23 protein-coding genes are annotated in these 26,207 nt (G+C 58.4%); 9 read left to right on the forward strand and 14 right to left on the reverse strand.

Annotated features, from left to right (window positions below; genetic code table 11):
- Positions 1-6 precede the first annotated feature (6 nt).
- A complete protein-coding gene (locus ACN1C3_RS23110) occupies positions 7-270 on the forward strand; it encodes a CopG family ribbon-helix-helix protein (protein WP_419118067.1) in 264 nt (87 codons plus the stop codon).
- On the forward strand, positions 270-545 hold the full coding sequence (locus tag ACN1C3_RS23115) for a type II toxin-antitoxin system RelE/ParE family toxin (RefSeq protein ID WP_419118068.1): 276 nt from the start codon (positions 270-272) through the stop codon (positions 543-545). Before ACN1C3_RS23110 ends, ACN1C3_RS23115 begins: the two co-directional genes overlap by 1 nt.
- Before the next feature lie 78 nt (positions 546-623).
- Here ACN1C3_RS23115 and ACN1C3_RS23120 read toward each other — a convergent pair whose 3' ends face one another.
- The 5 genes from ACN1C3_RS23120 to ACN1C3_RS23140 all read right to left on the reverse strand — a co-directional run bounded on the left by ACN1C3_RS23120 (position 624) and on the right by ACN1C3_RS23140 (position 5,739).
- Positions 624-1,787 carry a type III PLP-dependent enzyme gene (locus tag ACN1C3_RS23120; protein ID WP_419118069.1) on the reverse strand — a complete coding sequence of 388 codons (1,164 nt, stop codon included), beginning with the start codon at positions 1,785-1,787 and terminating at the stop codon, positions 624-626.
- 518 nt (positions 1,788-2,305) lie between these two features.
- Positions 2,306-3,463 (reverse strand): betaine/proline/choline family ABC transporter ATP-binding protein, encoded by a 1,158-nt coding sequence (locus ACN1C3_RS23125; protein ID WP_419118070.1) that lies wholly within the window; start codon positions 3,461-3,463, stop codon positions 2,306-2,308.
- On the reverse strand, positions 3,460-4,113 hold the full coding sequence (locus ACN1C3_RS23130) for an ABC transporter permease (RefSeq protein WP_419118071.1): 654 nt from the start codon (positions 4,111-4,113) through the stop codon (positions 3,460-3,462). The genes ACN1C3_RS23125 and ACN1C3_RS23130 overlap by 4 nt, the downstream gene beginning before the upstream one ends.
- A gap of 13 nt (positions 4,114-4,126) precedes the next feature.
- Complete coding sequence (locus tag ACN1C3_RS23135; protein ID WP_419118072.1) at positions 4,127-5,029, reverse strand: glycine betaine ABC transporter substrate-binding protein; 903 nt, start codon at positions 5,027-5,029, stop codon at positions 4,127-4,129.
- 20 nt (positions 5,030-5,049) lie between these two features.
- Positions 5,050-5,739, reverse strand: a complete 690-nt coding sequence (locus ACN1C3_RS23140; protein ID WP_419118165.1) for an ABC transporter permease — start codon at positions 5,737-5,739, stop codon at positions 5,050-5,052.
- Positions 5,740-6,096: 357 nt separating this feature from the next.
- Between ACN1C3_RS23140 and ACN1C3_RS23145 the strand changes: the two genes are divergently transcribed.
- Entirely contained in the window at positions 6,097-7,680 is a 1,584-nt protein-coding gene (locus ACN1C3_RS23145; RefSeq protein ID WP_419118073.1) for a peptide chain release factor 3, read from the forward strand.
- A gap of 255 nt (positions 7,681-7,935) precedes the next feature.
- Positions 7,936-8,181, forward strand: a complete 246-nt coding sequence (locus ACN1C3_RS23150) for a hypothetical protein (protein WP_419118074.1) — start codon at positions 7,936-7,938, stop codon at positions 8,179-8,181.
- Between the two features lie 126 nt (positions 8,182-8,307).
- Here ACN1C3_RS23150 and ACN1C3_RS23155 read toward each other — a convergent pair whose 3' ends face one another.
- The 8 genes from ACN1C3_RS23155 to ACN1C3_RS23190 all read right to left on the reverse strand — a co-directional run bounded on the left by ACN1C3_RS23155 (position 8,308) and on the right by ACN1C3_RS23190 (position 19,052).
- On the reverse strand, positions 8,308-9,279 hold the full coding sequence (locus ACN1C3_RS23155; protein WP_419118075.1) for a peptide ABC transporter ATP-binding protein: 972 nt from the start codon (positions 9,277-9,279) through the stop codon (positions 8,308-8,310).
- Entirely contained in the window at positions 9,279-10,247 is a 969-nt protein-coding gene (locus ACN1C3_RS23160) for an ABC transporter ATP-binding protein (RefSeq protein WP_419118076.1), read from the reverse strand. The genes ACN1C3_RS23155 and ACN1C3_RS23160 overlap by 1 nt, the downstream gene beginning before the upstream one ends.
- Positions 10,248-10,257: 10 nt before the next feature.
- Positions 10,258-11,169 carry an ABC transporter permease subunit gene (locus ACN1C3_RS23165; RefSeq protein WP_419118077.1) on the reverse strand — a complete coding sequence of 304 codons (912 nt, stop codon included), beginning with the start codon at positions 11,167-11,169 and terminating at the stop codon, positions 10,258-10,260.
- Between the two features lie 10 nt (positions 11,170-11,179).
- Complete coding sequence (locus ACN1C3_RS23170) at positions 11,180-12,190, reverse strand: ABC transporter permease subunit (RefSeq protein ID WP_419118078.1); 1,011 nt, start codon at positions 12,188-12,190, stop codon at positions 11,180-11,182.
- A gap of 73 nt (positions 12,191-12,263) precedes the next feature.
- Positions 12,264-13,859, reverse strand: coding sequence for an ABC transporter substrate-binding protein (locus ACN1C3_RS23175; RefSeq protein ID WP_419118079.1), 1,596 nt, complete (start codon positions 13,857-13,859; stop codon positions 12,264-12,266).
- 78 nt (positions 13,860-13,937) lie between these two features.
- Entirely contained in the window at positions 13,938-15,350 is a 1,413-nt protein-coding gene (locus ACN1C3_RS23180; RefSeq protein WP_419118080.1) for an OprD family porin, read from the reverse strand.
- 171 nt (positions 15,351-15,521) lie between these two features.
- Positions 15,522-17,123 carry an ABC transporter substrate-binding protein gene (locus ACN1C3_RS23185; protein WP_419118081.1) on the reverse strand — a complete coding sequence of 534 codons (1,602 nt, stop codon included), beginning with the start codon at positions 17,121-17,123 and terminating at the stop codon, positions 15,522-15,524.
- 303 nt (positions 17,124-17,426) lie between these two features.
- Positions 17,427-19,052: an ABC transporter substrate-binding protein gene (locus tag ACN1C3_RS23190; RefSeq protein WP_419118082.1), complete on the reverse strand. Its 1,626-nt coding sequence runs from the start codon at positions 19,050-19,052 to the stop codon at positions 17,427-17,429.
- Between the two features lie 849 nt (positions 19,053-19,901).
- On the opposite strand from ACN1C3_RS23190, the gene ACN1C3_RS23195 reads away from it, so the two are divergent.
- Positions 19,902-20,288, forward strand: a complete 387-nt coding sequence (locus ACN1C3_RS23195) for a DUF6124 family protein (protein WP_419118083.1) — start codon at positions 19,902-19,904, stop codon at positions 20,286-20,288.
- A 111-nt stretch (positions 20,289-20,399) separates the two neighbouring features.
- Here the strand turns inward: ACN1C3_RS23195 and ACN1C3_RS23200 are convergent, their stop codons facing one another.
- Positions 20,400-21,116 carry an SIMPL domain-containing protein gene (locus ACN1C3_RS23200; protein ID WP_419118084.1) on the reverse strand — a complete coding sequence of 239 codons (717 nt, stop codon included), beginning with the start codon at positions 21,114-21,116 and terminating at the stop codon, positions 20,400-20,402.
- A 263-nt stretch (positions 21,117-21,379) separates the two neighbouring features.
- Between ACN1C3_RS23200 and ACN1C3_RS23205 the strand changes: the two genes are divergently transcribed.
- The 4 genes from ACN1C3_RS23205 to ACN1C3_RS23220 all read left to right on the forward strand — a co-directional run bounded on the left by ACN1C3_RS23205 (position 21,380) and on the right by ACN1C3_RS23220 (position 25,854).
- Complete coding sequence (locus ACN1C3_RS23205; protein ID WP_419118085.1) at positions 21,380-22,642, forward strand: ATP-binding protein; 1,263 nt, start codon at positions 21,380-21,382, stop codon at positions 22,640-22,642.
- Positions 22,635-23,195, forward strand: a complete 561-nt coding sequence (locus ACN1C3_RS23210; protein ID WP_419118086.1) for a response regulator transcription factor — start codon at positions 22,635-22,637, stop codon at positions 23,193-23,195. The genes ACN1C3_RS23205 and ACN1C3_RS23210 overlap by 8 nt, the downstream gene beginning before the upstream one ends.
- Before the next feature lie 96 nt (positions 23,196-23,291).
- The gene (locus ACN1C3_RS23215; protein WP_419118087.1) at positions 23,292-25,019 is read left to right on the forward strand and encodes an ABC transporter ATP-binding protein/permease; all 1,728 of its coding nucleotides are present in this window, start codon (positions 23,292-23,294) and stop codon (positions 25,017-25,019) included.
- Positions 25,020-25,104: 85 nt separating this feature from the next.
- Positions 25,105-25,854, forward strand: coding sequence for a FadR/GntR family transcriptional regulator (locus tag ACN1C3_RS23220; RefSeq protein ID WP_419118088.1), 750 nt, complete (start codon positions 25,105-25,107; stop codon positions 25,852-25,854).
- The last annotated feature ends 353 nt before the right edge of the window (positions 25,855-26,207 follow it).

A 26,207-nucleotide genomic window follows, 5' to 3' on the forward strand; every position in this document is an offset into this window, starting at 1 on the left:
AAAATCATGGCCGAAACCAAAGTACTTACGGCACACGTACCGATGGAGCTCGCCAACAAAATCGATCAAATGGCGACTCGGATGGAGCGTTCACGTGGCTGGATCGTCAAGCAAGCCCTTGCTGACTGGGTGGATCAGGAAGAAGAACGAAGCCGTCTTACTCGCGAGGCTATGGCGGATGTTGATGCTGGGCGAGTGATCGACCAGCAGGCTGTTCAGGCATGGGCGGATAGTTTGAGTACCGACAATCCGTTGCCGGTGCCGCATTGATGGAGTTGAAGTGGACAAGTAAAGCGTTGTCGGATCTGACTCGGCTCTTCGAATTCCTGGCAGTGGTAAATCGCGTCGCGGCTGCGCGCACAGTGCAGTCGCTCTCTCTGGCACCGGTAACCTTGTTGAGTAACCCGCGTATCGGTGAGCGACTTGAAGAGTTTGAGCCTCGAGATGTGCGACGGCTTTTAGTCGGTCACTACGAGATGCGTTACGAGATCCAGGGCTCCACGCTCTACATTTTGCGACTGTGGCATGTGCGTGAAGATCGATAGCATCTCAGCCTGATGATCGAGCTTACAAAGCAAAAAGCCCATGACGAGTCATGGGCTTTTTGCTTGTGCGATCAGCGTTTACAGGTAGAACGACTTCAGCGGCGGGAAGCCATTGAACTCAACAGCGCTGTAGCTGGTGGTGTAGGCGCCGGTGGACAGCCAGTACAGGCGGTCGCCGATGGCCAGGTTCAGTGGCAGGCCGTACTTGTAGTTCTCGTACATGATGTCGGCGCTGTCGCAGGTTGGACCGGCGATGACCACTTCTTCCATCTCGCCTTTCTTCTCGGTCCAGATCGGGAACTTGATGGCTTCGTCCATGGTTTCGATCAAACCGGAGAATTTGCCCACATCGGTGTAGACCCAGCGCTCGACGGCGGTGCGCGATTTACGTGCGACCAGTACCACTTCGCTCACCAGAATGCCGGCGTTGGCGATCAACGAACGGCCTGGCTCGAGGATGATTTCCGGCAGGTCGTCACCGAAGTCTTCCTTGAGGAAACGGATGATTTCTTCAGCGTAGGTTTCCAGGCTGTTGGTGCGGGTGATGTAGTTGGCCGGGAAGCCACCGCCCATGTTGATCAGCTTGAGGTGAATGCCGTCTTCTTCTTTCAGACGCTCGAAAATCACTTTGACCTTGGCGATCGCCGCGTCCCAGACGCTGATGTCGCGCTGTTGCGAACCGACGTGGAAGGAGATGCCGTAAGGCACCAGGCCCAGGTCGCGAGCGAGAATCAGCAGGTCCATGGCCATGTCGGTCTGGCAACCGAATTTGCGCGACAACGGCCAGTCAGCGGTGGTCGAGCCTTCGGTGAGGATCCGCACATAGACTTTCGAACCCGGGGCTGCCTTGGCGATGTTGCGCAGGTCGGCTTCAGAGTCGGTGGAGTACAGGCGCACGCCCTTCTCGTAGAAGTAGCGGATGTCCTTGGATTTCTTGATGGTGTTGCCGTAGCTGATGCGATCCGGGCTGACGCCCTGGTTCAAGACTTTATCCAGCTCGTAGATCGAAGCGATGTCGAAGCTCGAGCCTTTGTCGCGCAACAGGTTGATGATTTCAACGGCCGGGTTGGCCTTGACGGCGTAATACACCTTGGCAAATTCGAAGCCTGCACGCAGGTCGTCGTAGGCTTGGCTGATCATCGCGGTGTCGATGACCACAAATGGAGTTTCTTGCGTGTCGGCGAAGGCCTTCATTTTCTCGAAGGTTTCGCGCGCGTAATAGTCTTCGACCTGGATCGACATGCTGGGAACTCCTACTGGCAAACTAAATTAAACAATGGGTGCAAATGAACGTCCTCCGTATCCCCACTTTGGTTCGCCTACTTCCCAAGGCATGTCCGCCGAAAGCAAAAAGGTCAACCGTGCAGAGCGCTACGGGTGACCTTGCTGTCTCGTCGTCAGTACTTGAGCCGGATGGATCGTTTCCAGCATGGACGTTCGGCGCGAACTTTAGGACGTGAGGGGCTTGAGATCAACAAAAAATGTCGCGTTTTTGCACACGTCCGTCGCGTGGCCTCGGTCAGCCACTTATGTAACCGACCCAGATGACAGGCTGATGTTCCCCGATCGAGGATTTTCGGCGGGATTTATGCAGCTTTTGTGGCGAGGGAGCTTGCTCCCGCTGGACTGCGAAGCAGTCCCGAAATCTGCGACCGCATCTTGTCAGGCACACCGCACTCGCCGTTTTGCGACTGCTACGCAGCCGAGCGGGAGCAAGCTCCCTCGCCACAGGGAACAAGGCAACTTGCTTGAGGCTTTATTCAGGCCGCCGCTGTCTCGGCGGGCGAAACGATGCTGGTCTTGCCGCCGCGCGAACGTCCGGAGCTGAGGTACTCGGCAATCGACTCCTGCGTCACCTCACCAAGGAACACCCGTTCGGCATCCATCACCGGCAACCACGAACGGTTGAACTCGTACATCCGCGACAACAGGATGCGTAAATGCTCGTCGTAGGCCGCAGTGGCGTTGAACTCGCGCAGGTATTGCGCGCAAGTGCCGGTTTGGCGGTGCAGGTCGCGGCGACGCACGTAGCCCAGGGCTTTATTATCGGCGCAGGTGACCACCACGTAGCGACGGTCCAGTTCGTCCATCAACTCAAGGGCCTCGGCCACTGGCGTTTCCGGGCTCACCGACGGCGCGTTGTCCGCCGCGTCTTCGGCTTTCACCAACAACAGACGCTTGAGGGTGCTGTCCTGGCCGACGAAGCTGCTGACGAAGTCGTCCGCCGGATGCGCCAGCAGGGTGTCCGGGTGATCGAACTGAATCAGCTTGCCGCCACGGAAGATCGCAATCTTGTCACCGAGCTTGATCGCTTCGTCGATGTCGTGGCTGACCATGATCACGGTTTTACCCAGCGCCCGTTGCATGTCGAAGAACTCGTTCTGGATCATTTCGCGGTTGATCGGGTCGACCGCGCCGAACGGTTCGTCCATCAACAACAGCGGAGCGTCCGCCGCCAATGCGCGGATTACGCCGATACGTTGCTGCTGGCCACCGGATAATTCACGCGGGTAGCGGCTCAGGTACTGCTTGGGCTCAAGCTTGATCATGCTCATCAATTCGCGGGCGCGGTCGTGGCATTTCTGTTTGTCCCAACCGAGCAGGCGCGGAACGATGGTGATGTTCTCCTCGATGGTCATGTTCGGGAACAGACCGATCTGCTGGATCACATAGCCAATGTTGCGGCGTAGCGTTACTGCGTCGAGGTCGGTGGTGTCTTCGCCGTTGATCAGGATTTTGCCCGAGGTCGGTTTGATCAGGCGGTTGATCATTTTCAGCGTGGTGCTTTTGCCGCAACCAGAAGGCCCAAGGAACACACAGATCTCGCCTTCGTTGACGGTCAGGCTTACCGAGTCCACGGCTTTCACATCTTTGCCGTTACTTTGGAAGGTCTTGCTGAGGTTTTGAAGTTCGATCATTTGAGCAGTCCTTTTGGAGTCAGCGTGCGTTGCAGCCATTGCAGAAGCAGGTCGGCGAAGATGGCCAGGAGACTGACCAGCATGGCGCCGACGATCAGCATCGACATGTCGCTGCGGCTGATGGAAGCGAGAATGAGTACACCGAGGCCACCGGCGCCGATGGTCGCAGCGATGGTCATGACGCCAATGTTCATCACCACGGCGGTGCGCACTCCGGCGAGGATCACCGGCACGGCGATGGGCAGCTCGACCATGCGCAGGCGCTGGCCGAAGGTCATGCCGATGCCGCGAGCGGCTTCGCGGATGCCCGGTTCGACGCCGGTCAGGGCCAGGTAGGTGTTACGCATGATCGGCAGCAGGGAATAGAGAAACACCGCGGTGATCGCCGGCATCGGCCCAAGGCCCTGGCCGAATTTGGAGTAGAACGGCAACAGCAGGCCGAACAGCGCGATCGACGGGACGGTCAGCAGCACCGTGGCGCTGGCTTGCAGGGGACCTGCCAGGGTCGGGAAGCGCGTCATCAGGATGCCCAGCGGCACGCCGACGAGGATCGCCAGGGTCACGGCGATCCCGACCAGGGTGATGTGCTGCCAGGTCAGGTGCAGGACGAGCGGCCAGTCCAGATGGGAAAAGGCGTTCAGGAATTCCATGTCTTCTCCTCTTTTATTGAATGGGAGGCAGTGGATGCTGGCGCAGGAAATCTGCGGCAACCGCGGATGGGCTTTCATGGTCGACGTCGACCCGCGCATTGAGCTGGCGCATGGTTTGGTTATCGAACAGTTCGGCCAGCGGTTTGAGCTCGGCCGCCAGTTGTGGATGAGCGTCGAGGTAGGCCTGGCGCACCACGGGGGCGGCGGTGTAGTCCGGGAAGTAATGCAGGTCGTCGTCCAGCAGCTTCAACTTGAAGGCGTTGAGTCGCCCATCGGTGGTGTAGACCAATCCGGCGAACACCTGGCCGTTACGCAACGCGGTGTAGACCAGCCCCGCATCCATCTGGCGAATGTTGTGACGGGTGAGGTTCATACCGTACCTCTTCACCATGCCCTCCAGACCGTCGGAGCGGTTGGCGAACTCGGTGTCCAGCGCCACCAGATGGTTTTTCTTCGCCTGCGCCGTGAGCACGGTGTTCAGCTCGCTGATGGTGTTGATCTGCGGGTATTGGTCGGCGATGTTTTTTGGCAGGGCCAGGGCATAGGTGTTGCTGAACTTCGACGGCGTGAGCCAGATCAGGCCTTTTTTCCCATCGAGTTCTTTAACCCGAGCGTAGGACTGTTCGCTGTCGAGCTTTTCGGTCACATGGTTGTAGGCCACCAGCGAGACGCCGGTGTATTCCCAGAGCATGTCCAGTTGGCCACTTTCGTGAGCGCTGCGAGCCAGATTACTGCCCAGACCGCCAGTGACCTGGGTGTCATAGCCCTTGGTGCGCAAGTATTGGGAGGTGATTTCCGCCAGCAGGGTTTGCTCGGTGAAGACGCGAGCGCCAATGCGGATCACGGGTTTTTCAGCGGCTTGGGCGATTCCTGCGAACAGCAGGACGCAGCCTAGTAATAGACTTGATTTCTTCATGAATATTCCTTTGCCGAGGCTTAAGACGGGCGCAAGCCGCGTTCGAGCCAGAGGCGGCTGGCAAGTGTCACCAAACCGTCGAGCAGCAGTGCCAGCAGGGCGGTGCAGGCCGCGCCGAGGAGCAGTTGCGGCTGATTGTTCAGGGCAATGCCGGGGAAAATCAGGCTGCCCAGACTGTTGGCGCCGATCAGGAATGCCAGCGGTGCGGTACCGACATTGATCGCCAGCGCGACTCGAACACCCCCCATGATGATCGGCACGGCGTTCGGTAATTCGACCCGCCAAAGCACCTGGCCTGGGGTCATGCCAATGCCGACGGCGGCTTCCTTGAGTGAGCCCTGAACGTTTTTCAGGCCTTCGTAGGTGTTGCGCACGATGGGCAACAGGGAGGCGAGGAACAACGCGAATATCGCCGGGCCGCTGCCAATCCCGAGAACTCCCAGGGCGATGGCCAGTACGGCAAGAGGTGGGACGGTGTTGCCGATGTTGAAAATCTGCATGAAGCGTTCGGCGCGCCCGACCATGTTCGGTCGGCTGAGCAGGATACCGGCGGGGATGCCTGTGACGAGGGCGGCCAGCATGGAGGCGAGGACGAGAATCAGATGAGCTTGCAGGTAAAACAACAAATCGTCGCGGTAGTGTTCGATCGTATTAATGCCGATCCAGTGGACCAGCAGGGCCAGGAGGGCGATGACAACCGCGCACCCCATCAGCCCTTTGCCATAGCGAATAGCCACAGGCGGACTCCTTTATTTCGTCGGCGGACATATTCCCGTGTGGTGTGTGACCATTCCTGGCTACCGGAAGATATGTTCGCGAAAAGCAGCTCGTAAATGCCGGCAAAGCGGCATGAAGTCGAGCCATAAGCGCAGCCTCGTCAGACCAGCTTGCTGATATTTCAGCCCCTGAGACGAGCTGGTAACAGGGGAGTGGACGCCTCCACGGTCTAAAAGGTTCCCATCATGTGCGGCATTTAGCCTCTCTTAATGCGCTCAATGGTTCGGTTCTGGACTGAGTTTGGGCTATAATCGCCGCCCTTTTTTGAATCACCTGCCAGGCGATTTCCCATGACCAAACAGGCCGCCGAAGTCGCGAAACGCCGCACTTTCGCCATTATTTCCCACCCGGATGCGGGTAAAACCACCATCACCGAGAAACTCTTGCTGATGGGCAAGGCCATTGCTATTGCCGGTACGGTGAAATCCCGAAAGTCGGACCGTCATGCCACCTCCGACTGGATGGAAATGGAAAAGCAGCGTGGTATTTCCATTACCACGTCGGTCATGCAGTTCCCGTATCGCGATCACATGATCAACCTGCTCGACACCCCGGGCCACGAAGACTTCTCTGAAGACACCTACCGCACCCTGACTGCGGTGGACTCGGCGCTGATGGTGCTCGACGGCGGTAAAGGCGTTGAACCACGGACCATCGCCCTGATGGACGTCTGCCGTTTGCGTGACACACCAATTGTCAGCTTCATCAACAAACTCGACCGGGACATCCGTGACCCGATCGAACTGCTCGACGAGATCGAGGCAGTCCTGAAGATCAAAGCTGCGCCGATCACCTGGCCGATCGGTTGCTACCGCGACTTCAAGGGCGTGTACCACCTCGCCGACGACTACATCATTGTCTACACCGCAGGCCACGGCCACGAGCGCACCGATGTGAAAATTATCGAGAAGCTCGACTCCGATGAAGCCCGCGCGCATCTGGGCGATGAGTACGACCGTTTCGTCGATCAACTGGAACTGGTGCAGGGCGCTTGCCACGAATTCAATCAACAGGAATTCCTGGACGGCCAACTGACTCCTGTGTTCTTCGGGACCGCGCTGGGCAACTTCGGTGTCGATCACGTGCTCGACGCCGTGGTCAACTGGGCACCCAAGCCGCTGGCCCGTGTGGCCAACGAGCGTACGGTTGAACCGGTTGAGGATAAATTCACCGGCTTCGTGTTCAAGATCCAGGCAAACATGGACCCTAAACACCGCGACCGGATTGCCTTTATGCGTATCTGCTCCGGCAAGTACGACAAGGGCATGAAAATGCGCCACGTACGGACTGGTAAAGACGTGCGGATCGGCGATGCGCTGACCTTCTTCTCCTCCGAGCGTGAGCAGTTGGAAGAAGCCTTCGCCGGCGACATCATCGGCCTGCACAACCACGGCACGATCCAGATCGGCGACACTTTCACCGAAGGCGAAGCACTGGGTTTCACCGGCATCCCGCACTTCGCCCCGGAACTGTTCCGTCGCGTGCGCCTGAAGGATCCGCTCAAGTCCAAGCAACTTCGCCAGGGCCTGCAACAGCTGGCCGAAGAAGGCGCGACCCAGGTGTTCTTCCCGACACGCAGCAACGACATCATCCTTGGCGCCGTCGGTGTGCTGCAGTTCGATGTGGTCGCCAGCCGTCTGAAAGAGGAATACAAGGTCGAGTGCGCTTACGAGCCGATCACCGTGTGGTCCGCCCGCTGGATCGATTGCAGCGATAAGAAGAAGCTTGAAGAGTTCAGCGTCAAGGCCGTGGAAAACCTCGCGATCGACGGCGGCGGTCACCTGACCTACCTGGCCCCTACCCGGGTCAACCTGGCCCTGATGGAAGAGCGCTGGCCGGATGTGAAATTCCGCGCGACCCGAGAGCATCATTAAGGGTTGAGGCAGTAAGTACAGAAAAGGCGAAGCTTTCGGGCTTCGCCTTTTTTTTGATCGCGAGCGACTAGAGAGAGTTTTTCGGTTTAACCGTTAGTCGAAACCGGTCTATCTGCATCGGAGTGTTTCGGCCTATTGGTAGCTGCCTATCTGGAAAACTCCGCGTAACGGGGCTAGTTTTCAGACAGCGCTACGGTTGTTGCAATCAAGGCCTGTAGCCATCAGTGATTCACCTACGAAAGGATGGAATCGGCTATGAAAATCTTTCAACGCATTGTGTTGCTGATCAAAGTGCTGGTCATGCTTTCGCTGGGTACTTCAGCGGCATGGGCCAGTTATCCGGCGCAGGATCACGGCGCGGGCTTCTCGACGGGCATGGCGGGCAGTGGGTTTCATGCGATCTACGCAGATGACTCCGATCCTAAGGGCCAGGACGAAGGCAAGAGTGGTACCGAGGGCGGGGATGATTCAGGCGACGAGGAGGACGATACCCAGGGTTGATCTACTGAGTTTCAGCTAAAAGAAAACCCTTGCTGCCGGACTGATGCGCAATCCGGCAGCAAGGGTTGGTTAACGCGTGAAAGACGCTCCCGAATAAATCCCGGGAGCGTTTTTTTTATGCCCTGATTAAACGACGAATTGCTCGGCGTAATGGCAGGCCACCTGGCGGTTGTCGAGTGAGCGTAGTGCAGGTTCATCGGTGCTGCACCGCTCGGTGGCGTACGGGCAGCGCTTGTGGAAGGCGCAGCCGGACGGCGGGTTGAGTGGGTTGGGCAGTTCGCCGACGATCTTGATTTTCGGCTTGGTCGGATCCGGGTGGATCGTTGGCGTAGCCGACAGCAGTGCCTGGGTGTAAGGGTGCAGAGGACGAGTATAGATGTCTTCTTTAGGGCCCATTTCCACCGGACGGCCGAGGTACATCACCAGCACCTGATCGGCGACGTGACGCACCACCGCAAGGTTGTGGGAGATGAACACATAGGCGGTGTTGAACTCTTTCTGCAGATCCATGAACAGGTTGAGTACCTGCGCCTGAATCGACACGTCGAGGGCTGAAGTCGGTTCGTCTGCCACTAGCACTTTGGGTTGCAACATCATTGCCCGAGCCAAGGCAATCCGCTGGCGCTGACCGCCGGAGAACATGTGCGGATAACGCTGGTAGTGCTCAGGACGCAGGCCCACCTGCTTCATCATCGCCTGGACTTTCTCGCGACGCTCGGAGGCGCTCAGCTTAGTGTTGATCAGCAGCGGTTCAGCGAGCTGATCGCCGATTTTCTGCCGTGGATTCAACGAGGCGTAGGGACTTTGAAACACCATCTGCACGTCTTTGCGCAGTTGCTTGCGTTCGGCCTTGTTGGCGCCGGCCACTTCCTGGCCGGCGATTTTCAGCGAGCCGGAGGAGGGCTCTTCGATCAACGTCAGGGCGCGGGCCAGGGTCGACTTGCCGCAGCCCGACTCGCCTACGACAGCGAGGGTCTTGCCGGCTTCCAGTTCGAACGACACGCCGTTGAGGGCGCGAACCAGGGCGGTGCCTTTGAACAGGCCGCGGGAAACTTCGTAGTGACGGGTAAGGTCGCGGGCGGTGAGAACGACGCTCATTACGCCACCTCCTGATTCAAGGGGTAGAAGCAGCGGGCGAGGCTGTTGGCTTTAGGGTCAAGGCTTGGACGTTGCTGGCGGCAGTTGTCTTGCACATACGGGCAACGTGGTGACAGCAGGCAACCTTGCGGACGGTCATAGCGACCCGGAACGATGCCCGGCAAGGTCGCCAGACGGTCTGAACCCAGGCTGTGTTCCGGGATGGCCTTTAGCAGCGCTTCGCTGTACGGGTGCGCCGGAATGTCGAACAGCTGAGGAACATGACCCACCTCTACGGCTTGGCCGGCGTACATCACGCACACTCGTTGTGCGGTTTCGGCCACCACGGCCAGGTCGTGAGTGATCAGCACCAGGCCCATGTTCTGCTCTTGTTGCAGGTTGAGCAGCAGCTCCATGATCTGGGCCTGAATGGTCACGTCCAGGGCGGTGGTCGGTTCGTCAGCGATCAGCAGTTTCGGTTCACCGGCAATCGCCATGGCAATCGCCACACGCTGGCTCATACCGCCGGACAGTTGATGCGGATAGGCATCCATACGGCTGGTGGCGCCAGGAATTTCGACCTTTTCCAACAGCTCAATGGCGCGCTTGCGGGCGGCCTTGCTGGACAGTTTGAGGTGCAGGCGCAGCACTTCTTCGATCTGGAAGCCGACGGTGTAGCTCGGGTTCAGCGCGGTCATTGGGTCCTGGAAAACCATGGCCAGGTCTTTACCGACAATGCGTCGGCGCTGGCGAGCGCTGAGCTTGAGCATGTCCTGGCCGTCGAAGATGAGCGAGTCAGCAGTGACGATGCCGGGATGCTCGATCAGCCCCATCAGCGCCATCATGGTCACGGACTTGCCGGAACCCGATTCGCCCACGATGGCCAGTACTTCGCCTTTGTCCACAGACAGGTCGAGACCGTCGACCACCGGTACGGCATTGGCGTCGCCAAAGCGGACATTGAGATTCTTGATTTCTAGCAGTGACATGGGAATCTCCTCAGGCGGCGTTCTTGAGTTTCGGGTCCAGCGCATCGCGCAGACCGTCGCCCATCAGGTTGATTGCCAGCACGCTGAGCAAAATGGTCAAACCAGGCAGGCTCACCACCCACCAGGCGCGTTCGATGTAGTCGCGAGCCGAGGCCAGCATGGTGCCCCACTCAGGGGTTGGCGGTTGTACGCCAAGGCCGAGGAAACCCAGGGCTGCGGCATCGAGAATCGCCGAGGAGAAGCTCAAGGTCGCCTGAACGATCAGCGGTGCCATGCAGTTTGGCAGCACGGTGATGAACATCAGACGAGGCAGACCGGCACCGGCCAGACGTGCGGCGGTGACGTAGTCGCGGTTCAGCTCGCCCATTACCGCTGCGCGGGTCAGACGGACATAGGACGGCAAAGAAACCACGGCGATGGCGATGACGGTGTTGATCAGGCCAGGGCCGAGGATGGCGACAATCGCCACAGCCAGCAGCAAGGACGGCAGGGCCAGCATGATGTCCATCAGACGCATGATGGTCGGGCCAAGCAGGCGCGGGAAGAACCCGGCGAACAGCCCCAGCAGAATGCCCGGAATCAGCGACATGACCACCGACGACAGACCGATCAGCAGCGACAGGCGTGAACCGGTGATCAGCCGTGACAGCAGGTCACGCCCTAGCTCATCGGTGCCGAGCAGGAACTGCAGCTGGCCGCCTTCGAGCCAGGCGGGCGGGGTCAGCAGGAAGTCACGAAATTGTTCGCTCGGGTTGTGTGGGGCAACCCAGGGTGCGAACAGCGCGCAAAACACCACGATGATCATGAACAGCAGGCCGGCGACGGCACCTTTGTTCTTCGAGAAGGCTTGCCAGAACTCTTTGTACGGCGATGGATAAAGCAGGCTTTGGTCGACTGCTACTGAGGTAGTTAGAGTGCTCATTAGTAAGATCTCAGCGCTGGTGACGGATGCGTGGGTTGGCAAAGCCGTAGAGGATGTCCACCACGAAGTTGACCATGATCACCAGGCAGGCGATTAACAGGATGCCGTTTTGCACCACTGGATAGTCCCGGGCGCCAATGGCTTCAATCAGCCATTTGCCGATGCCGGGCCAGGAGAAGATGGTTTCGGTCAGCACTGCACCGGCCAGCAGGGTGCCGACTTGCAGGCCGACCACGGTCAGCACCGGGATCAAGGCGTTACGCAGGCCGTGAATGAATACCACGCGCGACGGCGACAGGCCTTTGGCCCTGGCGGTGCGGATGTAGTCTTCACGCAGTACTTCGAGCATCGAAGAGCGGGTCATCCGGGCGATCACCGCCAGTGGAATGGTGCCGAGCACGATGGCTGGGAGAATCAAGTGATGCAGGGCGTCGAAGAAGGCCCCGGTGTCATTGGCCAGCAAGGTGTCGATCAGCATGAAGCCGGTTCTCGGCTCGATGTCGTACAGCAGGTCGATCCGCCCGGAGACGGGCGTCCAGCCCAGGGATACCGAGAAGAACATGATCAGGATCAGGCCCCACCAGAAGATCGGCATCGAATAGCCCGCAAGGGAGATGCCCATCACCCCATGGTCGAATAGGGATCCTCGCTTCAAGGCAGCAATGACCCCGGCCAGCAGCCCAAGGACACCGGCGAACAGCAGGGCAGCTGAGGACAGCTCCAGAGTTGCCGGGAACAGTGAGGTGAACTCGGTCCAGACGCTCTCACGGGTACGCAGAGATTCGCCAAGATCGCCGTGGGCGAGTTTGCCGATGTAGTCCAGATACTGGGCATAGAGCGGTTTGTTCAATCCAAGGCGTTCCATTGCCTGGGCATGCATCTCAGGGTCGACCCGACGTTCACCCATCATCACTTCCACGGGGTCGCCGGGGATCATGCGAATCAAAGCGAATGTCAGCAAGGTGATGCCGAAAAAGGTGGGTATCAACAACCCCACGCGGCGGGCAATAAAACTAAACATCTTGTGGTGTACCTCATCAGCCGGTTAGGCGTGCCCGGCATCATTGGGGTCAACGATGCCGGGAGTTTCTTATCTACTTCACTTGGGTGGTAGCGAAGTTATTAGTGGTGAGGGGGCTAATGTGATAGCCCTCTACGTTCTTGCGCATTGCGGTAAACATTTTCGGGTAAGCCATGGGGATCCATGGTTGGTCCTGATCGAACGTCGCCAACGCTTTTTCATAAAGTGCCGCACGTTCTACCGGTTCAGTTCCAGCGCGGGCCTTGTCGATCAAATCCTGAAACGCTTTGTTACACCAGCGGGCGTAGTTTTCGCCGTTTTTCGCTGCATCGCAACTCAGGTTCGGGGTCAGGAAGTTATCCGGGTCACCGTTGTCGCCAGCCCAGCCGGCCGAGACCATGTCATGTTCGCCATTCTTGGCGCGCTTGAGCATTTCGCCCCATTCCATGACGCGGATGTCGAGCTTGATGCCAATCTTTGCCAGGTCCGACTGCATCATCTGTGCACCGAGCAACGGGTTGGGGTTGGTCGGGCCGCCGCCGTTGCGGGTGAACAGGGTGAGGGCCGTCCCTTCGGGCATACCGGCTTCCTTGAGCAACGCACGGGCTTTGTCCAGGTCGCGAGGCGGGTTCTTCAATGTGTCATTGAAGCCTAGCAGGGTTGGCGGATAAGGGCCGGTGCCAACGACCGCATTGCCCTTGCCATACAGGCTGTTGACGTAGGCTTCCTTGTCAAAGGCGATGTTGATGGCCTGCCGGACTCGCACGTCGCTCATGTATTTGCGGGTGGTATTCATGGCCGTATAGCTAGTGGTCATGGCCGCCAGTTCGTCGACCTTCAGGTTCGGGTCGGCCTTGATGCTCGGGATGTCATCCGGTTTTGGATACAGCGCGATCTGGCACTCGTTGGCCTTGAGCTTCTGCAAACGCACGTTGTTGTCGGTGGCGATGGCCAGGATCAGTGTGTCGGCCGGTGGTTTGCCACGGAAGTAATCCGGGTTGGCCTTGAAGCGCACCTGGGCGTCTTTGTTGTAGCGCTGGAAGACGAAGGGCCCAGTGCCAATCGGCTTACTGTTCAGGTCGTTGGTCTTGCCGGCCTTGAGCAACTGGTCAGCGTATTCCGCCGGGAAAATCGAGGAGAAGGCCATGGCCAGGTCGGCCAGGAATGGCGCTTCACGGCGGGTCAGGGTGAATACAACGGTGTTGTCGTCGACTTTCTCGACGCTTTTCAGCAATTCCTTGAAGCCCATGCTTTCGAAATACGGGAAGCCCACGCTGGATTTGTCATGCCACGGGTGCTTCGGGTCCAGCTGACGCTGGAAACTCCAGACCACGTCGTCGGCATTCATGTCACGGGTCGGCTTGAAGTAATCGGTGGTGTGAAACTTGATCCCTGGTCGCAGGTGGAAGGTGTAGCTCAGTCCGTCCGGGCTGATTTCCCACGACTCGGCAAGGGCCGGTATCACTTCGGTAGTACCCGGTTTGAAGTCCACCAGACGATTGAAGATGGTTTCGGACACCGCATCGCCTGTGACTGCAGTCGTGTACTGGACCATATCGAAGCCTTCCGGGCTGGCTTCGGTACAGACCACCAAGGGTTTGGCCGAGGCGCCGACAGCGACACTCAGCAACGCGGCGGCGATGGCCGCACGTAGGGGAAGCATTTTCATCAAGAGCCCTCTGCAATCGCTTGAACAGGAAAAAACCAGACGGCCGACTCGCCGTGAGTCAGCCGTTTGGCAGTGTTTTTACAGAATGTTGAACGGGATGGTGGTCACGAGACGGAACTCGTTGAGGCTGCCGTCAGCCTGGTTTTGGGTGGCACGGTGCGCGGTGTAGGTTGCGCGGATGGCGGTGGCCTTGAGCGGGCCGCTCTGTACGGCGTACGAAGCACCGATGCCGTATTCATAGTGGCTCTCGCCATCCATGTTTTTAACGTCGTAGGCGGTGCCGGTGTAGTGAGTACCGTCGATGCCCCAGCCGCGAGCCTGGTAGATGTTGAACTTCAGACCTGGCACGCCGTATTCAGCCATGTTCAGGCCATAGGCGATCTGGAAGGACTTCTCGTTCGGGCCGTTGAAGTCCGAGAGCAAGGAGTTAGCCAGGTAGATACCGTTGGTTTCGTGCAGGTAGTCGAAGTACTCGTCACCGGCCACCTCCTGGTACGAGAAGGTCAGGCTGTGAGCCTGGTGAGTCAGACCAAACGACAGGGAGTAGGTGTCGTTGTCGATTTCACCCATCTCTTTTTTGCCGGTGTCGACTGTTTTGTAGTAGTTCAGGCCGGTGGTCAGGCTCAGGACAGAACTGTCACCCAGTTCGTGAGTGGCGCCGAAGTAGTACTGGTTCCAGAAGTCTTCAACGTTGGAGGCGTAGAGGCTGGTCTTCAGGCTTTTAAACGGCTGGTAGTTCAGACCAACGATGTTCACGCGATCGGTTTCGGCGTTGTTGTTGGTGTACTCGGTGCGGAATTTCGACAGGCTCTCTTCGGTCCGCGGGGATACGCGGTCGAAGGAACCCGCGTCGAACGACAGGTTGTTCAGCTCTTCGCTGTGCAGGGTCACGCCCTCAAAGCTCGAAGGCAATGCACGGTTACCGATGGTGTCGACAATCGGGGTGCTGAAGTTCTGGCGACCGGCGGTCAGCGTCGTGTTCGATACGCGGAACTTGACGTTGGCCAGGCCTAGTTTGCTCCACTGGCCTTGGGCATCGCCGCCTTCTGTGGTCAGGGTACGGTTGTTGCCCGCGCCTGGACGAGAGCCCGGTGCGCCACCGTTGTTGGACGCCAGATCCTTGCGATCGCGCTCCAGTGCTACGGCGTTGTAGGCGGCCACTTCAGTGCTGACACCGACGGTGCCTTGAGTGAAGCCGGAGTTGTACTTGACGATAGTGCCCTGAACCCAGTTGATACGGCGGTCGGTTGGCGTCGCCACACCGTCTTTGCGGTAGGTGAACTTGCCGCCACGTTTCAGTTGTTCGTTGGCGTACCAGTTACGTGTGGTGCCGTCGACCTTCGAGCCTTCGACAAAGCCTGTTGCGTCGGCTTGAGCGCTGCTGGTGTTGACCGTAACCGGGGTGAATTCCTGGCTCTGGGTTTCTGCGTAAGCCGTGGCGGTTACGCTGCTGATGGCCAAGGCCAGTAACGCGGTGCTGCTCAGTTTCATGGGTGAAGCTCCTTACTTTCTTTTTTTAATGCCGGTCTTTTTTGGTGATCCGGCTATTGGTTTTGAACTCAATCAAGGCATCGCAAACGTTTGCTGGAGGCTGGTTCGCCGATTTCAGGCAACACGATTGCGGGAGAGCGAAATCCGCTCTCCTTGGATCCGGTTAGTTATTTATGGAGTGATGCCGACACCCGAAAAGACGTTGCGGCCGAAGGGGCTGACCTTGAAGCCTTCGACTTTGGCGCTCAACGGCTGGTTGACCGTCGAGTGGGCGATAGGGGTGATCGGTACTTGCTGCTTGAGCAGTTGCTGGGCTTGTTTGTAGAGCACCGTGCGTTGCTCGCGATCAGTCACGATCTTGGCTTGCTTGACCAGCTTGTCGTATTGGGGATCGCACCACATGGAGTAGTTGTTACCGCCAATCGCGTCACAGCTGTAAAGGGTGCCGAGCCAGTTGTCCGGGTCACCGTTGTCGCCAGTCCAGCCGATCAGGCTGATGTCGTGCTCGCCATTCTTGGTGCGCTTGATGTATTCGCCCCATTCATAGCTGACGATCTTGACCTTGAGTCCAATCTTCGCCCAATCGGCCTGAAGCATTTCAGCCATCAGTTTGGCGTTGGGGTTGTAAGGGCGTTGCACCGGCATGGCCCAAAGGGTGATTTCAGTGCCTTCCTTGACCCCGGCGGCCTTGAGCAGCTCTTTGGCTTTTTCCGGGTTATAGGCGACATCTTTGATGGAGTCGTCATAGGACCATTGGGTTGGCGGCATGGCGTTGACCGCCAGTTGACCGGCGCCCTGATACACCGCGTTCAGGATGCTTTGCTTGTTCACCGCCATGTCCAGAGCCTGGCGCACTTCGAGCTGGTCGAAAGGTTTGTGCTGAACGTTGTAGGCGATGTAGCCGAGGTTGAACCCGGGCTTCTCGATGAGCTGCAGTTTCGGGTCTTTTTTCAGCGCGTCGACATCGGCCGGGCGCGGGTGTAGGGTGACCTGGCATTCACCGGCCTTGAGCTTCTGCACGCGCACCGAGGCATCGGTATTGATCGCGAAAATCAGCTGATCGAGTTTGACCCGGCTTGGGTCCCAGTACTGTTTATTGCCGGCGTAACGGATCTGCGAATCTTTCTGATAGCGCTGGAACACGAACGGCCCGGTACCAATCGGCTTCTGATTGATATCGCTGGGCTTGCCGGTTTTGAGCAGTTGGTCGGCGTATTCGGCCGAGAGGATCGAGGCGAAACTCATGGCGATGTTTTGAATGAACGCGGCGTCTACCGAGTTCAGCGTCATCACCACGGTCAGCGGCCCGGTCTTCTCGACCTTGGCGATGTTCTTGTTCAGGCTCATCCCATTGAAGTACGGAAATTCGGTGGGGTAAGCCTTACGGAAGGGTTGCTCGGGGTCGAGCATGCGGTTGAAGGTGAACAGCACGTCATCGGCGTTGAAATCGCGGCTCGGTGTGAAGTACTGGGTCGTATGAAACTTCACCCCTTCGCGCAGGTGGAACGTGTATTTCAGACCGTCCTCGGAAATATCCCAGCTTGTCGCCAGGCCAGGTACGACGCTGGTGGCACCTTTTTCGAACTCGGCCAGCCGGTTGTAGATCGGCTCGGCGGCATCGTTGTCGGTCGCAGTGGTGTACTGCGCGGTATCAAAACCAGCCGGGCTGCCTTCCGAGCAAAACACCAGGCTATTGCCGGCGGCCTGACTGATCGAGGTACCGGCCAACAGACCGGTGCCCAGCAATGCGGATAAAACCAAGGTATGGCGCATGACGCTCCCTCTCTTTTTAGTGTCTTGATCAGCGAGCAATCGTCCCGTCCATGGGACGTGCGGGTATCACTGATCCCAAACCATCGCGTGCAGCAGTGCCGGCCAAAATCGCAGAACTGCCGTACCTCGACGGTATGAGTCGCAGGCTGGGCAGTAAATGCGTAAGGCCTGATAGGCGCGTAGGAAAAGGCAATACGTCCTAGCGCCGCTGCTGTAGTACGCAGCGGTTTCGGATGTAGGCGGATTCTTCGGTCCCGGCAGGTAAAGCAATGGCGACGTCAGGGACGCCGCCGTTGCCAGACCTTATTTGCTGATGCTGACGCCGTAGAAGGAGTTCAAGCCAAACGGGCTGATCTTGAAGTCCTGCACGTTGTCGCGCATGGGTTGGAACACCGTCGAGTGAGCGATAGGTGTCATTGGAACGGCGTCTTTGAGGACGTGTTGCGCCTGTTTGTACAGTTCGGTGCGCTTGGCCTGATCGGTGGTGCGCTTGGCTTCTTTCACGATGCCGTCAAACTTCTTGTCACACCACTTGGAGAAGTTGTTGCCCTGCAGCGAATCGCAGCCGAACAGCACGTTCAGCCAGTTGTCCGGGTCCCCGTTGTCGCCGCTCCAGCCAATCAGCATCGCGCCGTTTTCGCCGCCTTTGGAGCGCTTGATGTACTCGCCCCACTCATAGGTCACGATCTTGGCCTTGATACCGATCTTGGCCCAGTCGGACTGCAGCATTTCAGCCATCAGTTTGGCGTTCGGGTTGTACGGACGCTGCACCGGCATCGCCCACAGGTTGATCTCGGTGCCTTCCTTGATGCCGGCTTCCTTGAGCAGCTCTTTGGCTTTCTCAGGGTTGTACGGCGCATCCTTGATGGTGGTGTCGTAAGACCACTGGGTTGGCGGCATGGCGTTGACCGCCAGTTGGCCGGCGCCCTGGTACACGGAGTCGATGATCTGCTGCTTGTTGACGGCCATGTCCAATGCCTGACGCACTTTCAGTTGAGCCATCGGGTTCGGCTGATCGCTGCCCTTGATCTTGTCCATCACGTTGTAGGCGATGTAACCCAGGTTGAAACCAGCCTGGTCAGGCACCTTCAGAGTCTTGTCTTCTTTCAGCGCCTTCAGGTCGGCCGGGCGTGGGAACAGAGTGATCTGGCACTCGTTCTTTTTCAGCTTCTGAATACGCACCGACGGGTCGGTGGTGATGGCGAAGATCAAATTGTCGATCTTGACGTCGTCAGGCTTCCAGTAGTCCTTGTTCCCGGTGTACCGGATGTTGGAGTCTTTCTGGTAGCTCTTGAATACGAACGGACCAGTGCCGACCGGCTTCTGGTTGATATCGGCGGCTTTGCCTTCCTTGAGCAGCTGGGCAGCGTACTCGGCGGACTGGACCGAAGCGAAGCTCATGGCCATGTTCTGGATGAACGCGGCATCAACTTCTTTGAGGGTGAACTTGACGGTGTGATCGTCGACTTTATCGATCTTGGTGATGTTGGTGTCCATCCCCATGTCGGTGAAGTACGGGAATTCGGTCGGGTACGCCTTACGGAACGGGTCATCCTTGTTAATCATGCGATTGAAGGTGAACAGCACGTCGTCGGCGTTGAACTCACGAGTTGGCTTGAAATACGGGGTGGTGTGGAACTTGACGCCTTCACGCAGATGGAAGGTGTAAGTCAGGCCATCCGGGGAAATGTCCCAGCTGGTGGCCAGGCCAGGAACAACGGCGGTGCCGCCACGTTCGAACTGGCTCAAACGGTTGAACATGGTTTCTGCAGAGGCGTCGAAGTCGGTTCCGGTGGTGTACTGGCCAGGATCAAAACCGGCCGGGCTCCCTTCGGAGCAAAACACCAGGTTAGTCGCCGCTTGGGCGAAAGGTGCGCTAGCTAATAAGCTTGCGCCGACTAAAAACGGAATGACCGCGTGTTTGAGCATGGTTGCCTCATGATTTGTTGTCATTTTTGGAATTATAGGACGACCTCGTGAGTCGACTTGCGGATACTTATGCAGGGCCCGTACCCAATGCAAGATCCTCGGAGGCCACAAGCCTTAAACAGTGGAACGAACGTACACGAATGTCGCATTCGTATAAGTATTGACGCATTTGACCGTTTGCGAGCTATTTTTTCGGTGCGTTGGGTGCACCGGATGAGGGCAGTCGGGGGCGTTTGGTGCACCCGGTTGGGGCTAGGGTGTTACTTATTTATACCCTGTGGGAGCGGGCTTGCCCGCGAAGGCGGCCTGACAGCCGGCCTATCTCTTGACTGGCGTACATATCCATTCCTGCGGTAACGGCCACTTAGGGTTCGCTTTTATAGCAACTCACTTTTGCAGACGCCCAAAAGTAAGCAAAACGCTTCGCCCCGAGCGTACGGCACCTCGCTAAGGCTCGGCGTTCCCTTGCTCCGGCCTTCCGAAGGGGCGGGCAGATCAAAATCACGGCGGCCTACCGGCCGGCCTGTCTGTAGGGTGTACGCATTTCCCCCCGTAGGAGGGTCCGCCGACGGCTGCGATTTTGGCTGTTTCATAGGCACCGAAGTTGTTGCGTGAACGAAGATCAAAAGATCGCAGCCTTCGGCAGCTCCTACAGAAAGTGCTGTCGGCCGAGGCCACGGTGGGGGATTTTCCGACGAGTTTTGGCGGTTGCGTTGGTTTTGGGCGGGCGTCTAATCTTTGGCCGTCGCTGCAGGTCGGCGATCAGACGTGGGATCCTGAAATCAGTAGGGGCATAGCCTCACCACCATAACGGCAAGTGACGGCTCCATTTAGATTAGGAGCAGATACATGGACAAGATAATTCCAGAGCAAACCTTCAATAAAACTACACCCCTTTGCGATGCCCTGAGCGCCGAAGACCTGCTCAAGGACCGTGCCGCTGCGGATCGAGCCCTTGATCACTACCTGGCGCCACCACTCGACAAGCCCAGACGCCCTGACACCCAGCCGGTGAATATCTTCACCGTAGCCTCCAACCTCGACACCGAAATGCTACTGACCAACGCCTCCGAGACGCTCGCCAGCGCCAATGCTATCGCCTGCGACCTGGCCTTCGATCTCGAAGGCTCGCAACGCAGTGTGGTGTTGGGGATTTACCAGATGATCGAGTTGAGCAAGTTGTTGGTGGATAAAGCGCTGGATCAGGTGGATCAGACGTACCGGGTTAGTCCGTAGCGCGAGACTGGGAATGCCAGACTGGACGTGCAGCAATCGCTTCGACTGTGACGCAGAGCGTCACGGGCTGCATTCCCACGCGGGAGCGTGGGAACGATCAATGGATGGCGTTTAAGGCATCAACACTTCAATCGCACCATCGGCCGTCATGCTGACCTGGCTAGTGCCGGCTTCGACTTCCGGGGTCACAGGCGCTGAATCCATGCTGGCGGCTTTCATCATCATGGGGGCGCGCATGTACGGTTGTGGGTAACCGCTGGTGTTGAGGTTCAGGTTGACGATTTTGTAGCTTTTGCCGCCCAGCGCATCGGTGGCCAATTGTGCGCGGGCTTTGAAGGCGCCGACGGCTTCTTTGAGCAACGCATCTTCGCTGGCCTTACGGGTCGGGTTGGCGATGGCGAAGTCCATGCCGCCCATTTTCAGGTCTGTCAGCAGTTCGCCGGTCAGTTTCGACAGGGCGGCGAAGTCCGAGCTTTCCAGGCGCAGTTCGGCACGTTCGCGCCAGCCGGTGATTTTCTGGCCCTTGGTGTCGTAGATCGGGTAGCTGTTGCGGCTGCCCTGGCGCAGGGTGATGTCCTTGACCTGTTTGGCCTGGGCCAGCGCCTTGTTCATGGTGGTGCTGACGTCAGCGGCGAGTTTGGCCGGGTCGGTGTTTTGTTCTTCGGTGTAGAGGGTCACGATCATCAGGTCGCGGGCCACTTCCTGGCTGACTTCGGCGCGCAGGGAAATCTGGTTGTAATGAAGCTCATCGGCGGCCAGGGCCGGTAGGCTGGCGAGGGTGCCAACGCTGAGGACGAGAAGGGCGGCGCTGCGGCTGAATGTATGCATGAAAACTCCTTGAGTGCGATCCGCAGGGATTAGGGTCCGGGCCTGCGTGAAACCATCAGACTGTAGCTTTTATTATCCGGTTCACCTGGTTACAACTTCTATACAAGTAGCAACGGCCGATCGTTCCCCTGTGGCGAGGGAGCAAGCTCCCTCGCCACAGGGGAACGAATATGCCATGTGGCCGTTTGCCGCAGTTTGCCTGTGGAAGGCGCGGCTTGGTTATACTCGTCGCGATCCGCCTGGAGCGCTCATCAGGAGAGCTCATGCTCGCCCCCGTTCAACTACTTTCCGCCACTCGCCAGAACCTTTGGCGTCTGACCTTCATCCGCACCCTGGTACTGGCCGCCCAAGCCGGTTCGGTGGGGCTCGCCTACTGGTTCGATCTGCTGCCGTTACCCTGGTTTCAACTGGCGGCGACCCTCGGTTGCTCGATGTTGCTGTGTACTTTCACTGCCATTCGCCTGCGCACCACGTGGCCGGTGACGGAACTGGAGTACGCCGTGCAACTGGCCTGCGACCTGTTTATCCACAGTGCCTTGCTGTATTTCTCCGGTGGCTCGACCAACCCCTTCGTTTCCTATTACCTGGTGCCGCTGACTATTGCCGCCGTGACCTTGCCTTGGCGCTATTCGGTGATTCTCTCCGGCATCGCCTTGGCGATGTACACCTTGCTGCTGGCGCAGTTCTACCCGCTGGAGACCTTCCCGATCGCTCGGGAAAAAATGCAGATTTACGGCATGTGGCTGAGTTTCGCGTTGGCCGCGGCAGTGATTACCTTCTTCGCCGCGAGAATGGCCGAAGAATTGCGTCGTCAGGAAGAGTTGCGAGCGATCCGCCGCGAAGAAGGCCTGCGCGATCAGCAATTGTTGGCTGTGGCCACGCAAGCCGCCGGGGCCGCCCATGAATTGGGCACGCCGCTGGCAACCATGAGCGTGCTGCTCAAGGAGATGCGTCAGGATCATCACGACCCGCTGTTACAGGACGATTTGAGCGTACTCCAGGACCAGGTCAAGTTGTGCAAAGAGACCTTGCAGCAATTGGTCCGCGCCGCTGAAGCCAATCGCCGCTTGGCGGTGGACATGCAGGACGTCACCGACTGGCTCGATGAAGCGCTGAACCGCTGGCACCTGATGCGCCCGGAGGCCAGTTATCGCCTTCAGCGCTTGGGCCAAGGCGAGGTGCCGCGTCTGGCGCCACCACCAGACCTTACCCAGGCCTTGCTCAATCTCCTGAACAATGCCGCCGATGCCTGCCCTGAAGGGCTGGAGGTGCATCTGGATTGGGATGCCGAGAACCTCACCATCAGCATTCGCGACCACGGCGCTGGCGTGCCGCTGGCGATTGCCGAGCAAATCGGCAAGCCATTTTTTACCACCAAGGGCAAAGGTTTCGGCCTGGGCCTGTTTTTGAGTAAGGCCAGCGTGACACGCGCCGGCGGCTCAGTGAAACTCTACAGTCATGAGGAAGGCGGTACGCTCACCGAGCTGCGCCTGCCTCGTGTCGCCCGAGGAGACGAACATGAGTGACGAGATCCAAGTCGAAGGCGAAGAACTGCCGCATTTATTGCTGGTAGACGACGACGCTACCTTCACCCGCGTCATGGCGCGCGCCATGAGCCGCCGCGGCTTTCGCGTGAGCACTGCCGGTTCCGCAGAAGAAGGTCTGACCATCGCCCAGCAGGACATTCCGGACTACGCTGCGCTGGACCTGAAAATGGACGGCGACTCAGGACTGGTGCTGCTGCCCAAGCTGCTCGAACTCGATCCGGAAATGCGTGTGTTGATCCTGACCGGTTATTCGAGCATCGCGACCGCGGTCGAGGCCATCAAGCGCGGTGCCTGCAATTACCTGTGCAAACCGGCGGACGCCGATGACGTGCTGGCCGCGCTGCTCTCCGAGCATGCCGACCTCGACACCCTGGTGCCGGAAAACCCGATGTCGGTGGACCGCCTGCAATGGGAACACATCCAGCGCGTGCTGACCGAACACGAAGGCAACATCTCCGCCACAGCCCGCGCCTTGGGCATGCACCGTCGCACCCTGCAGCGCAAACTGCAGAAACGTCCCGTTCGTCGCTGAACGGGCGCTGAACGACTATCTTCAGACTCGCGATAACCCGGGCCGATCATCTATGATCGGTTCGACGCGTGTTCTTTTCCCTATAGAGCCTGAACAATGAATCAGAACGCTGAATATTCCGCGGTCAATGATGCCGTGCGTGGGCAATTCCTGCGCCGGGTCTGGCGCATGACTACGCCGTACTGGCGCAGTGAGGAGAAGGGCAAGGCCTGGACGCTGTTAATAGCCGTCATCGCGCTGTCGCTGTTTAGCGTGGCGATTTCGGTGTGGATCAACAGTTGGTACAAAGATTTCTATAACGCGCTGCAAAAGAAAGACGACGCGGCGTTCTGGCAGTTGATTCTGTATTTCTGCGGGATCGCCGCAGTGGCGATCCTGGGGGCGGTGTATCGGTTGTACCTGACCCAAATGCTGACCATTCGCTGGCGGGCCTGGCTGACCGAACAGCATTTCGGCCGCTGGCTCGGCGACAAGAACTACTACCAGTTGGAGCAGGGTGGTTACACCGATAACCCGGACCAACGGATTTCCGAAGACCTCAACAGTTTCACCACCAACACACTGAGCCTTGGGTTGGGGTTGATCCGCACTGTGGTCAGTCTGGTGTCGTTCTCGATCATTCTTTGGGGAGTGTCGGGCAGTATCGAGGTCTTCGGCTATACGATTCCCGGCTACATGTTCTGGTGTGCGCTGGTGTATGCGGTGGTCGGCAGCTGGCTGACCCACCTGATCGGCAAGCGCTTGATCAGCTTGAACAACCAACAACAACGCTTCGAAGCCGACCTGCGTTTTTCCCTGGTCCGGGTTCGTGAAAATGCCGAGAGCATTGCGCTGTATAACGGCGAACCGAACGAGAACAAGCGGCTGAGTACCCGCTTCGGCATGGTCTGGCACAACTTCTGGGACATCATGCGGGTGTCCAAACGCCTGACATTCTTCACCGCCGGCTATGGGCAAATCGCGATTATCTTCCCGTTCATTGTCGCGGCACCGCGCTACTTCACCGGCAAGATCGAGCTCGGCGAGCTGATGCAAATCAACTCGGCGTTCGGCAACGTTCAGGAGAACTTCAGCTGGTTCATTACCGCTTACTCCGATCTCGCGGCGTGGCGCGCCACCTGTGACCGGTTGCTGAGCTTCCATCAGGCCATGACCGAAAACGAAGAGCGGGCGCCGGCAATCGATGTGCAGAGCCAGGGCGATGAGCTGAAAGTGCATAACCTGGGGCTGGACCTGGCTGATGGCCGTCACTTGCTCGCCGGCGCCAATATGAGCGTTGCGGCCGGTGAGCGTCTGATGCTCAGCGGTCGTTCCGGTAGCGGCAAAAGTACTTTGCTGCGGGCCATGGGGCATCTTTGGCCCAACGGCCACGGCAGTATCCGTGTGCCGGCTCAGCGTTATTTGTTCCTGCCGCAAAAGCCTTATCTACCGATTGGCAGCCTGCGTGATGCCCTGAGTTATCCACAGCCGGGTGACGTTTATCCTCACGAGCGTTATGTGCAAGTGCTAGAGACTTGTCGTTTACCGCACCTGATTCCGCGCCTGGATGAGAGCAATCACTGGCAGCGCATGTTGTCGCCGGGCGAGCAGCAACGTCTGGCCTTTGCCCGTGTGCTGCTCTATGCACCGCATTGGTTGTACATGGATGAAGCCACCTCGGCGATGGACGAAGAGGACGAAGCGGCGCTCTATCAAGCCTTGATTCATCAGTTGCCGGGCTTGAGCATCGTCAGCGTCGGGCATCGCAGCAGTCTCAAACGTTTCCACCCACGGCATGTGCGCATCGAAGGTGGTCACTTGGTCGAGCAAACTGTGACGGCGTAGGGAGGATGGTTCACGGGGGCGGTGATCGTACAACCCGGTTGAGCTATGATGCGGGTTCAGCCGTTTGCCGAGAAAGATGTTCACCATGGAAAACCAGATCGACGCGCCACGCCTTCCACGCAAGCGCCGCAGCCTTGCGCAGGAGCTGGTGACGGTACTGTCCGAGCAGATTCGCGATGGCTTGCTCAAACGTGGCGACAAGTTGCCCACCGAGTCGGCGATCATGGAGGCTCATGGCGTCAGCCGCACGGTGGTGCGCGAAGCGATTTCCCGCTTGCAGGCCGCAGGGCAAGTCGAGACTCGCCACGGTATCGGCACCTTTGTGCTGGACACACCGAGCCCGAGCGGCTTCCGTATCGATCCGGCGACCGTGGTGACCTTGCGCGATGTGTTAGCGATTCTTGAGCTGCGCATCAGCCTGGAAGTGGAGTCCGCTGGATTAGCAGCGCAACGCCGCAGTGCCGAGCAGTTGGCGTTGATGCGGGCAGCGCTGGATGCGTTGAATGAAAGTGCGGCCCGTGCCGGAGATGCAGTGGGGTCGGACTTTCAGTTTCATTTGCAGATCGCGCTGGCCACGGGCAACCGCTACTTCACGGACATCATGACTCACCTGGGCACCAGTATCATTCCGCGCACCCGGCTCAACTCAGCGCGTCTGGCCCATGATGACCAGCAGCACTACATGAGTCGTTTGAGTCGTGAACACGAAGAAATTTATGAAGCGATTGCCCGCCAGGATTCGGACGCAGCCCGTGCGGCCATGCGTCTGCACCTGACCAACAGCCGTGAACGTCTGCGCCATGCCCATGAAGAGGCAGAGGCGCAGCGGGGGTAGGTTTTGGAGGTCAAGGCGCAAGAAATTTGTCGCCTCGCAGACCGCCATCGCGAGCAAGCCCGCTCCCACATTTGAACTGCGTCGATCACCTTATCGTGACCAAACGCAGATTTAGTGTGGGAGCGGGCTTGCTCGCGATGGGGCCGGCAGCCATCAAGCAATAGCGTCAGCCAGTCCTCAGTATCGAACGGTCCGCTCTCACCCGCCAATGGCCCTGCGCCTGGCTTGGCCTAGAACACCACACGCCCCTTGTGTCGCCCTTGGCAATCGGGAACGCCATTGGAAAGCAGTTCCTGCCCGGATCTCAGCTTCGACGATGAAATGCAGTTGACGATTATAATTTTAGTTGTACG

The organism is Pseudomonas sp. H11T01 (assembly GCF_048515765.1).
In the GTDB taxonomy this organism is placed as follows: domain Bacteria; phylum Pseudomonadota; class Gammaproteobacteria; order Pseudomonadales; family Pseudomonadaceae; genus Aquipseudomonas.

Excerpts from the sequence above, each read along its gene's own strand:
- ACN1C3_RS23110 (WP_419118067.1), top strand. The coding sequence starts at position 7 with ATGGCCGAAACCAAAGTACTTACGGCACACGTACCGATGGAGCTCGCC.
- ACN1C3_RS23115 (WP_419118068.1), top strand. The coding sequence starts at position 270 with ATGGAGTTGAAGTGGACAAGTAAAGCGTTGTCGGATCTGACTCGGCTC.
- ACN1C3_RS23120 (WP_419118069.1), bottom strand. The coding sequence starts at position 1,787 with ATGTCGATCCAGGTCGAAGACTATTACGCGCGCGAAACCTTCGAGAAA.
- ACN1C3_RS23125 (WP_419118070.1), bottom strand. The coding sequence starts at position 3,463 with ATGATCGAACTTCAAAACCTCAGCAAGACCTTCCAAAGTAACGGCAAA.
- ACN1C3_RS23130 (WP_419118071.1), bottom strand. The coding sequence starts at position 4,113 with ATGGAATTCCTGAACGCCTTTTCCCATCTGGACTGGCCGCTCGTCCTG.
- ACN1C3_RS23135 (WP_419118072.1), bottom strand. The coding sequence starts at position 5,029 with ATGAAGAAATCAAGTCTATTACTAGGCTGCGTCCTGCTGTTCGCAGGA.
- ACN1C3_RS23140 (WP_419118165.1), bottom strand. The coding sequence starts at position 5,739 with ATGGGGTGCGCGGTTGTCATCGCCCTCCTGGCCCTGCTGGTCCACTGG.
- ACN1C3_RS23145 (WP_419118073.1), top strand. The coding sequence starts at position 6,097 with ATGACCAAACAGGCCGCCGAAGTCGCGAAACGCCGCACTTTCGCCATT.
- ACN1C3_RS23150 (WP_419118074.1), top strand. The coding sequence starts at position 7,936 with ATGAAAATCTTTCAACGCATTGTGTTGCTGATCAAAGTGCTGGTCATG.
- ACN1C3_RS23155 (WP_419118075.1), bottom strand. The coding sequence starts at position 9,279 with ATGAGCGTCGTTCTCACCGCCCGCGACCTTACCCGTCACTACGAAGTT.
- ACN1C3_RS23160 (WP_419118076.1), bottom strand. The coding sequence starts at position 10,247 with ATGTCACTGCTAGAAATCAAGAATCTCAATGTCCGCTTTGGCGACGCC.
- ACN1C3_RS23165 (WP_419118077.1), bottom strand. The coding sequence starts at position 11,169 with ATGAGCACTCTAACTACCTCAGTAGCAGTCGACCAAAGCCTGCTTTAT.
- ACN1C3_RS23170 (WP_419118078.1), bottom strand. The coding sequence starts at position 12,190 with ATGTTTAGTTTTATTGCCCGCCGCGTGGGGTTGTTGATACCCACCTTT.
- ACN1C3_RS23175 (WP_419118079.1), bottom strand. The coding sequence starts at position 13,859 with ATGAAAATGCTTCCCCTACGTGCGGCCATCGCCGCCGCGTTGCTGAGT.
- ACN1C3_RS23180 (WP_419118080.1), bottom strand. The coding sequence starts at position 15,350 with ATGAAACTGAGCAGCACCGCGTTACTGGCCTTGGCCATCAGCAGCGTA.
- ACN1C3_RS23185 (WP_419118081.1), bottom strand. The coding sequence starts at position 17,123 with ATGCGCCATACCTTGGTTTTATCCGCATTGCTGGGCACCGGTCTGTTG.
- ACN1C3_RS23190 (WP_419118082.1), bottom strand. The coding sequence starts at position 19,052 with ATGCTCAAACACGCGGTCATTCCGTTTTTAGTCGGCGCAAGCTTATTA.
- ACN1C3_RS23195 (WP_419118083.1), top strand. The coding sequence starts at position 19,902 with ATGGACAAGATAATTCCAGAGCAAACCTTCAATAAAACTACACCCCTT.
- ACN1C3_RS23200 (WP_419118084.1), bottom strand. The coding sequence starts at position 21,116 with ATGCATACATTCAGCCGCAGCGCCGCCCTTCTCGTCCTCAGCGTTGGC.
- ACN1C3_RS23205 (WP_419118085.1), top strand. The coding sequence starts at position 21,380 with ATGCTCGCCCCCGTTCAACTACTTTCCGCCACTCGCCAGAACCTTTGG.
- ACN1C3_RS23210 (WP_419118086.1), top strand. The coding sequence starts at position 22,635 with ATGAGTGACGAGATCCAAGTCGAAGGCGAAGAACTGCCGCATTTATTG.
- ACN1C3_RS23215 (WP_419118087.1), top strand. The coding sequence starts at position 23,292 with ATGAATCAGAACGCTGAATATTCCGCGGTCAATGATGCCGTGCGTGGG.
- ACN1C3_RS23220 (WP_419118088.1), top strand. The coding sequence starts at position 25,105 with ATGGAAAACCAGATCGACGCGCCACGCCTTCCACGCAAGCGCCGCAGC.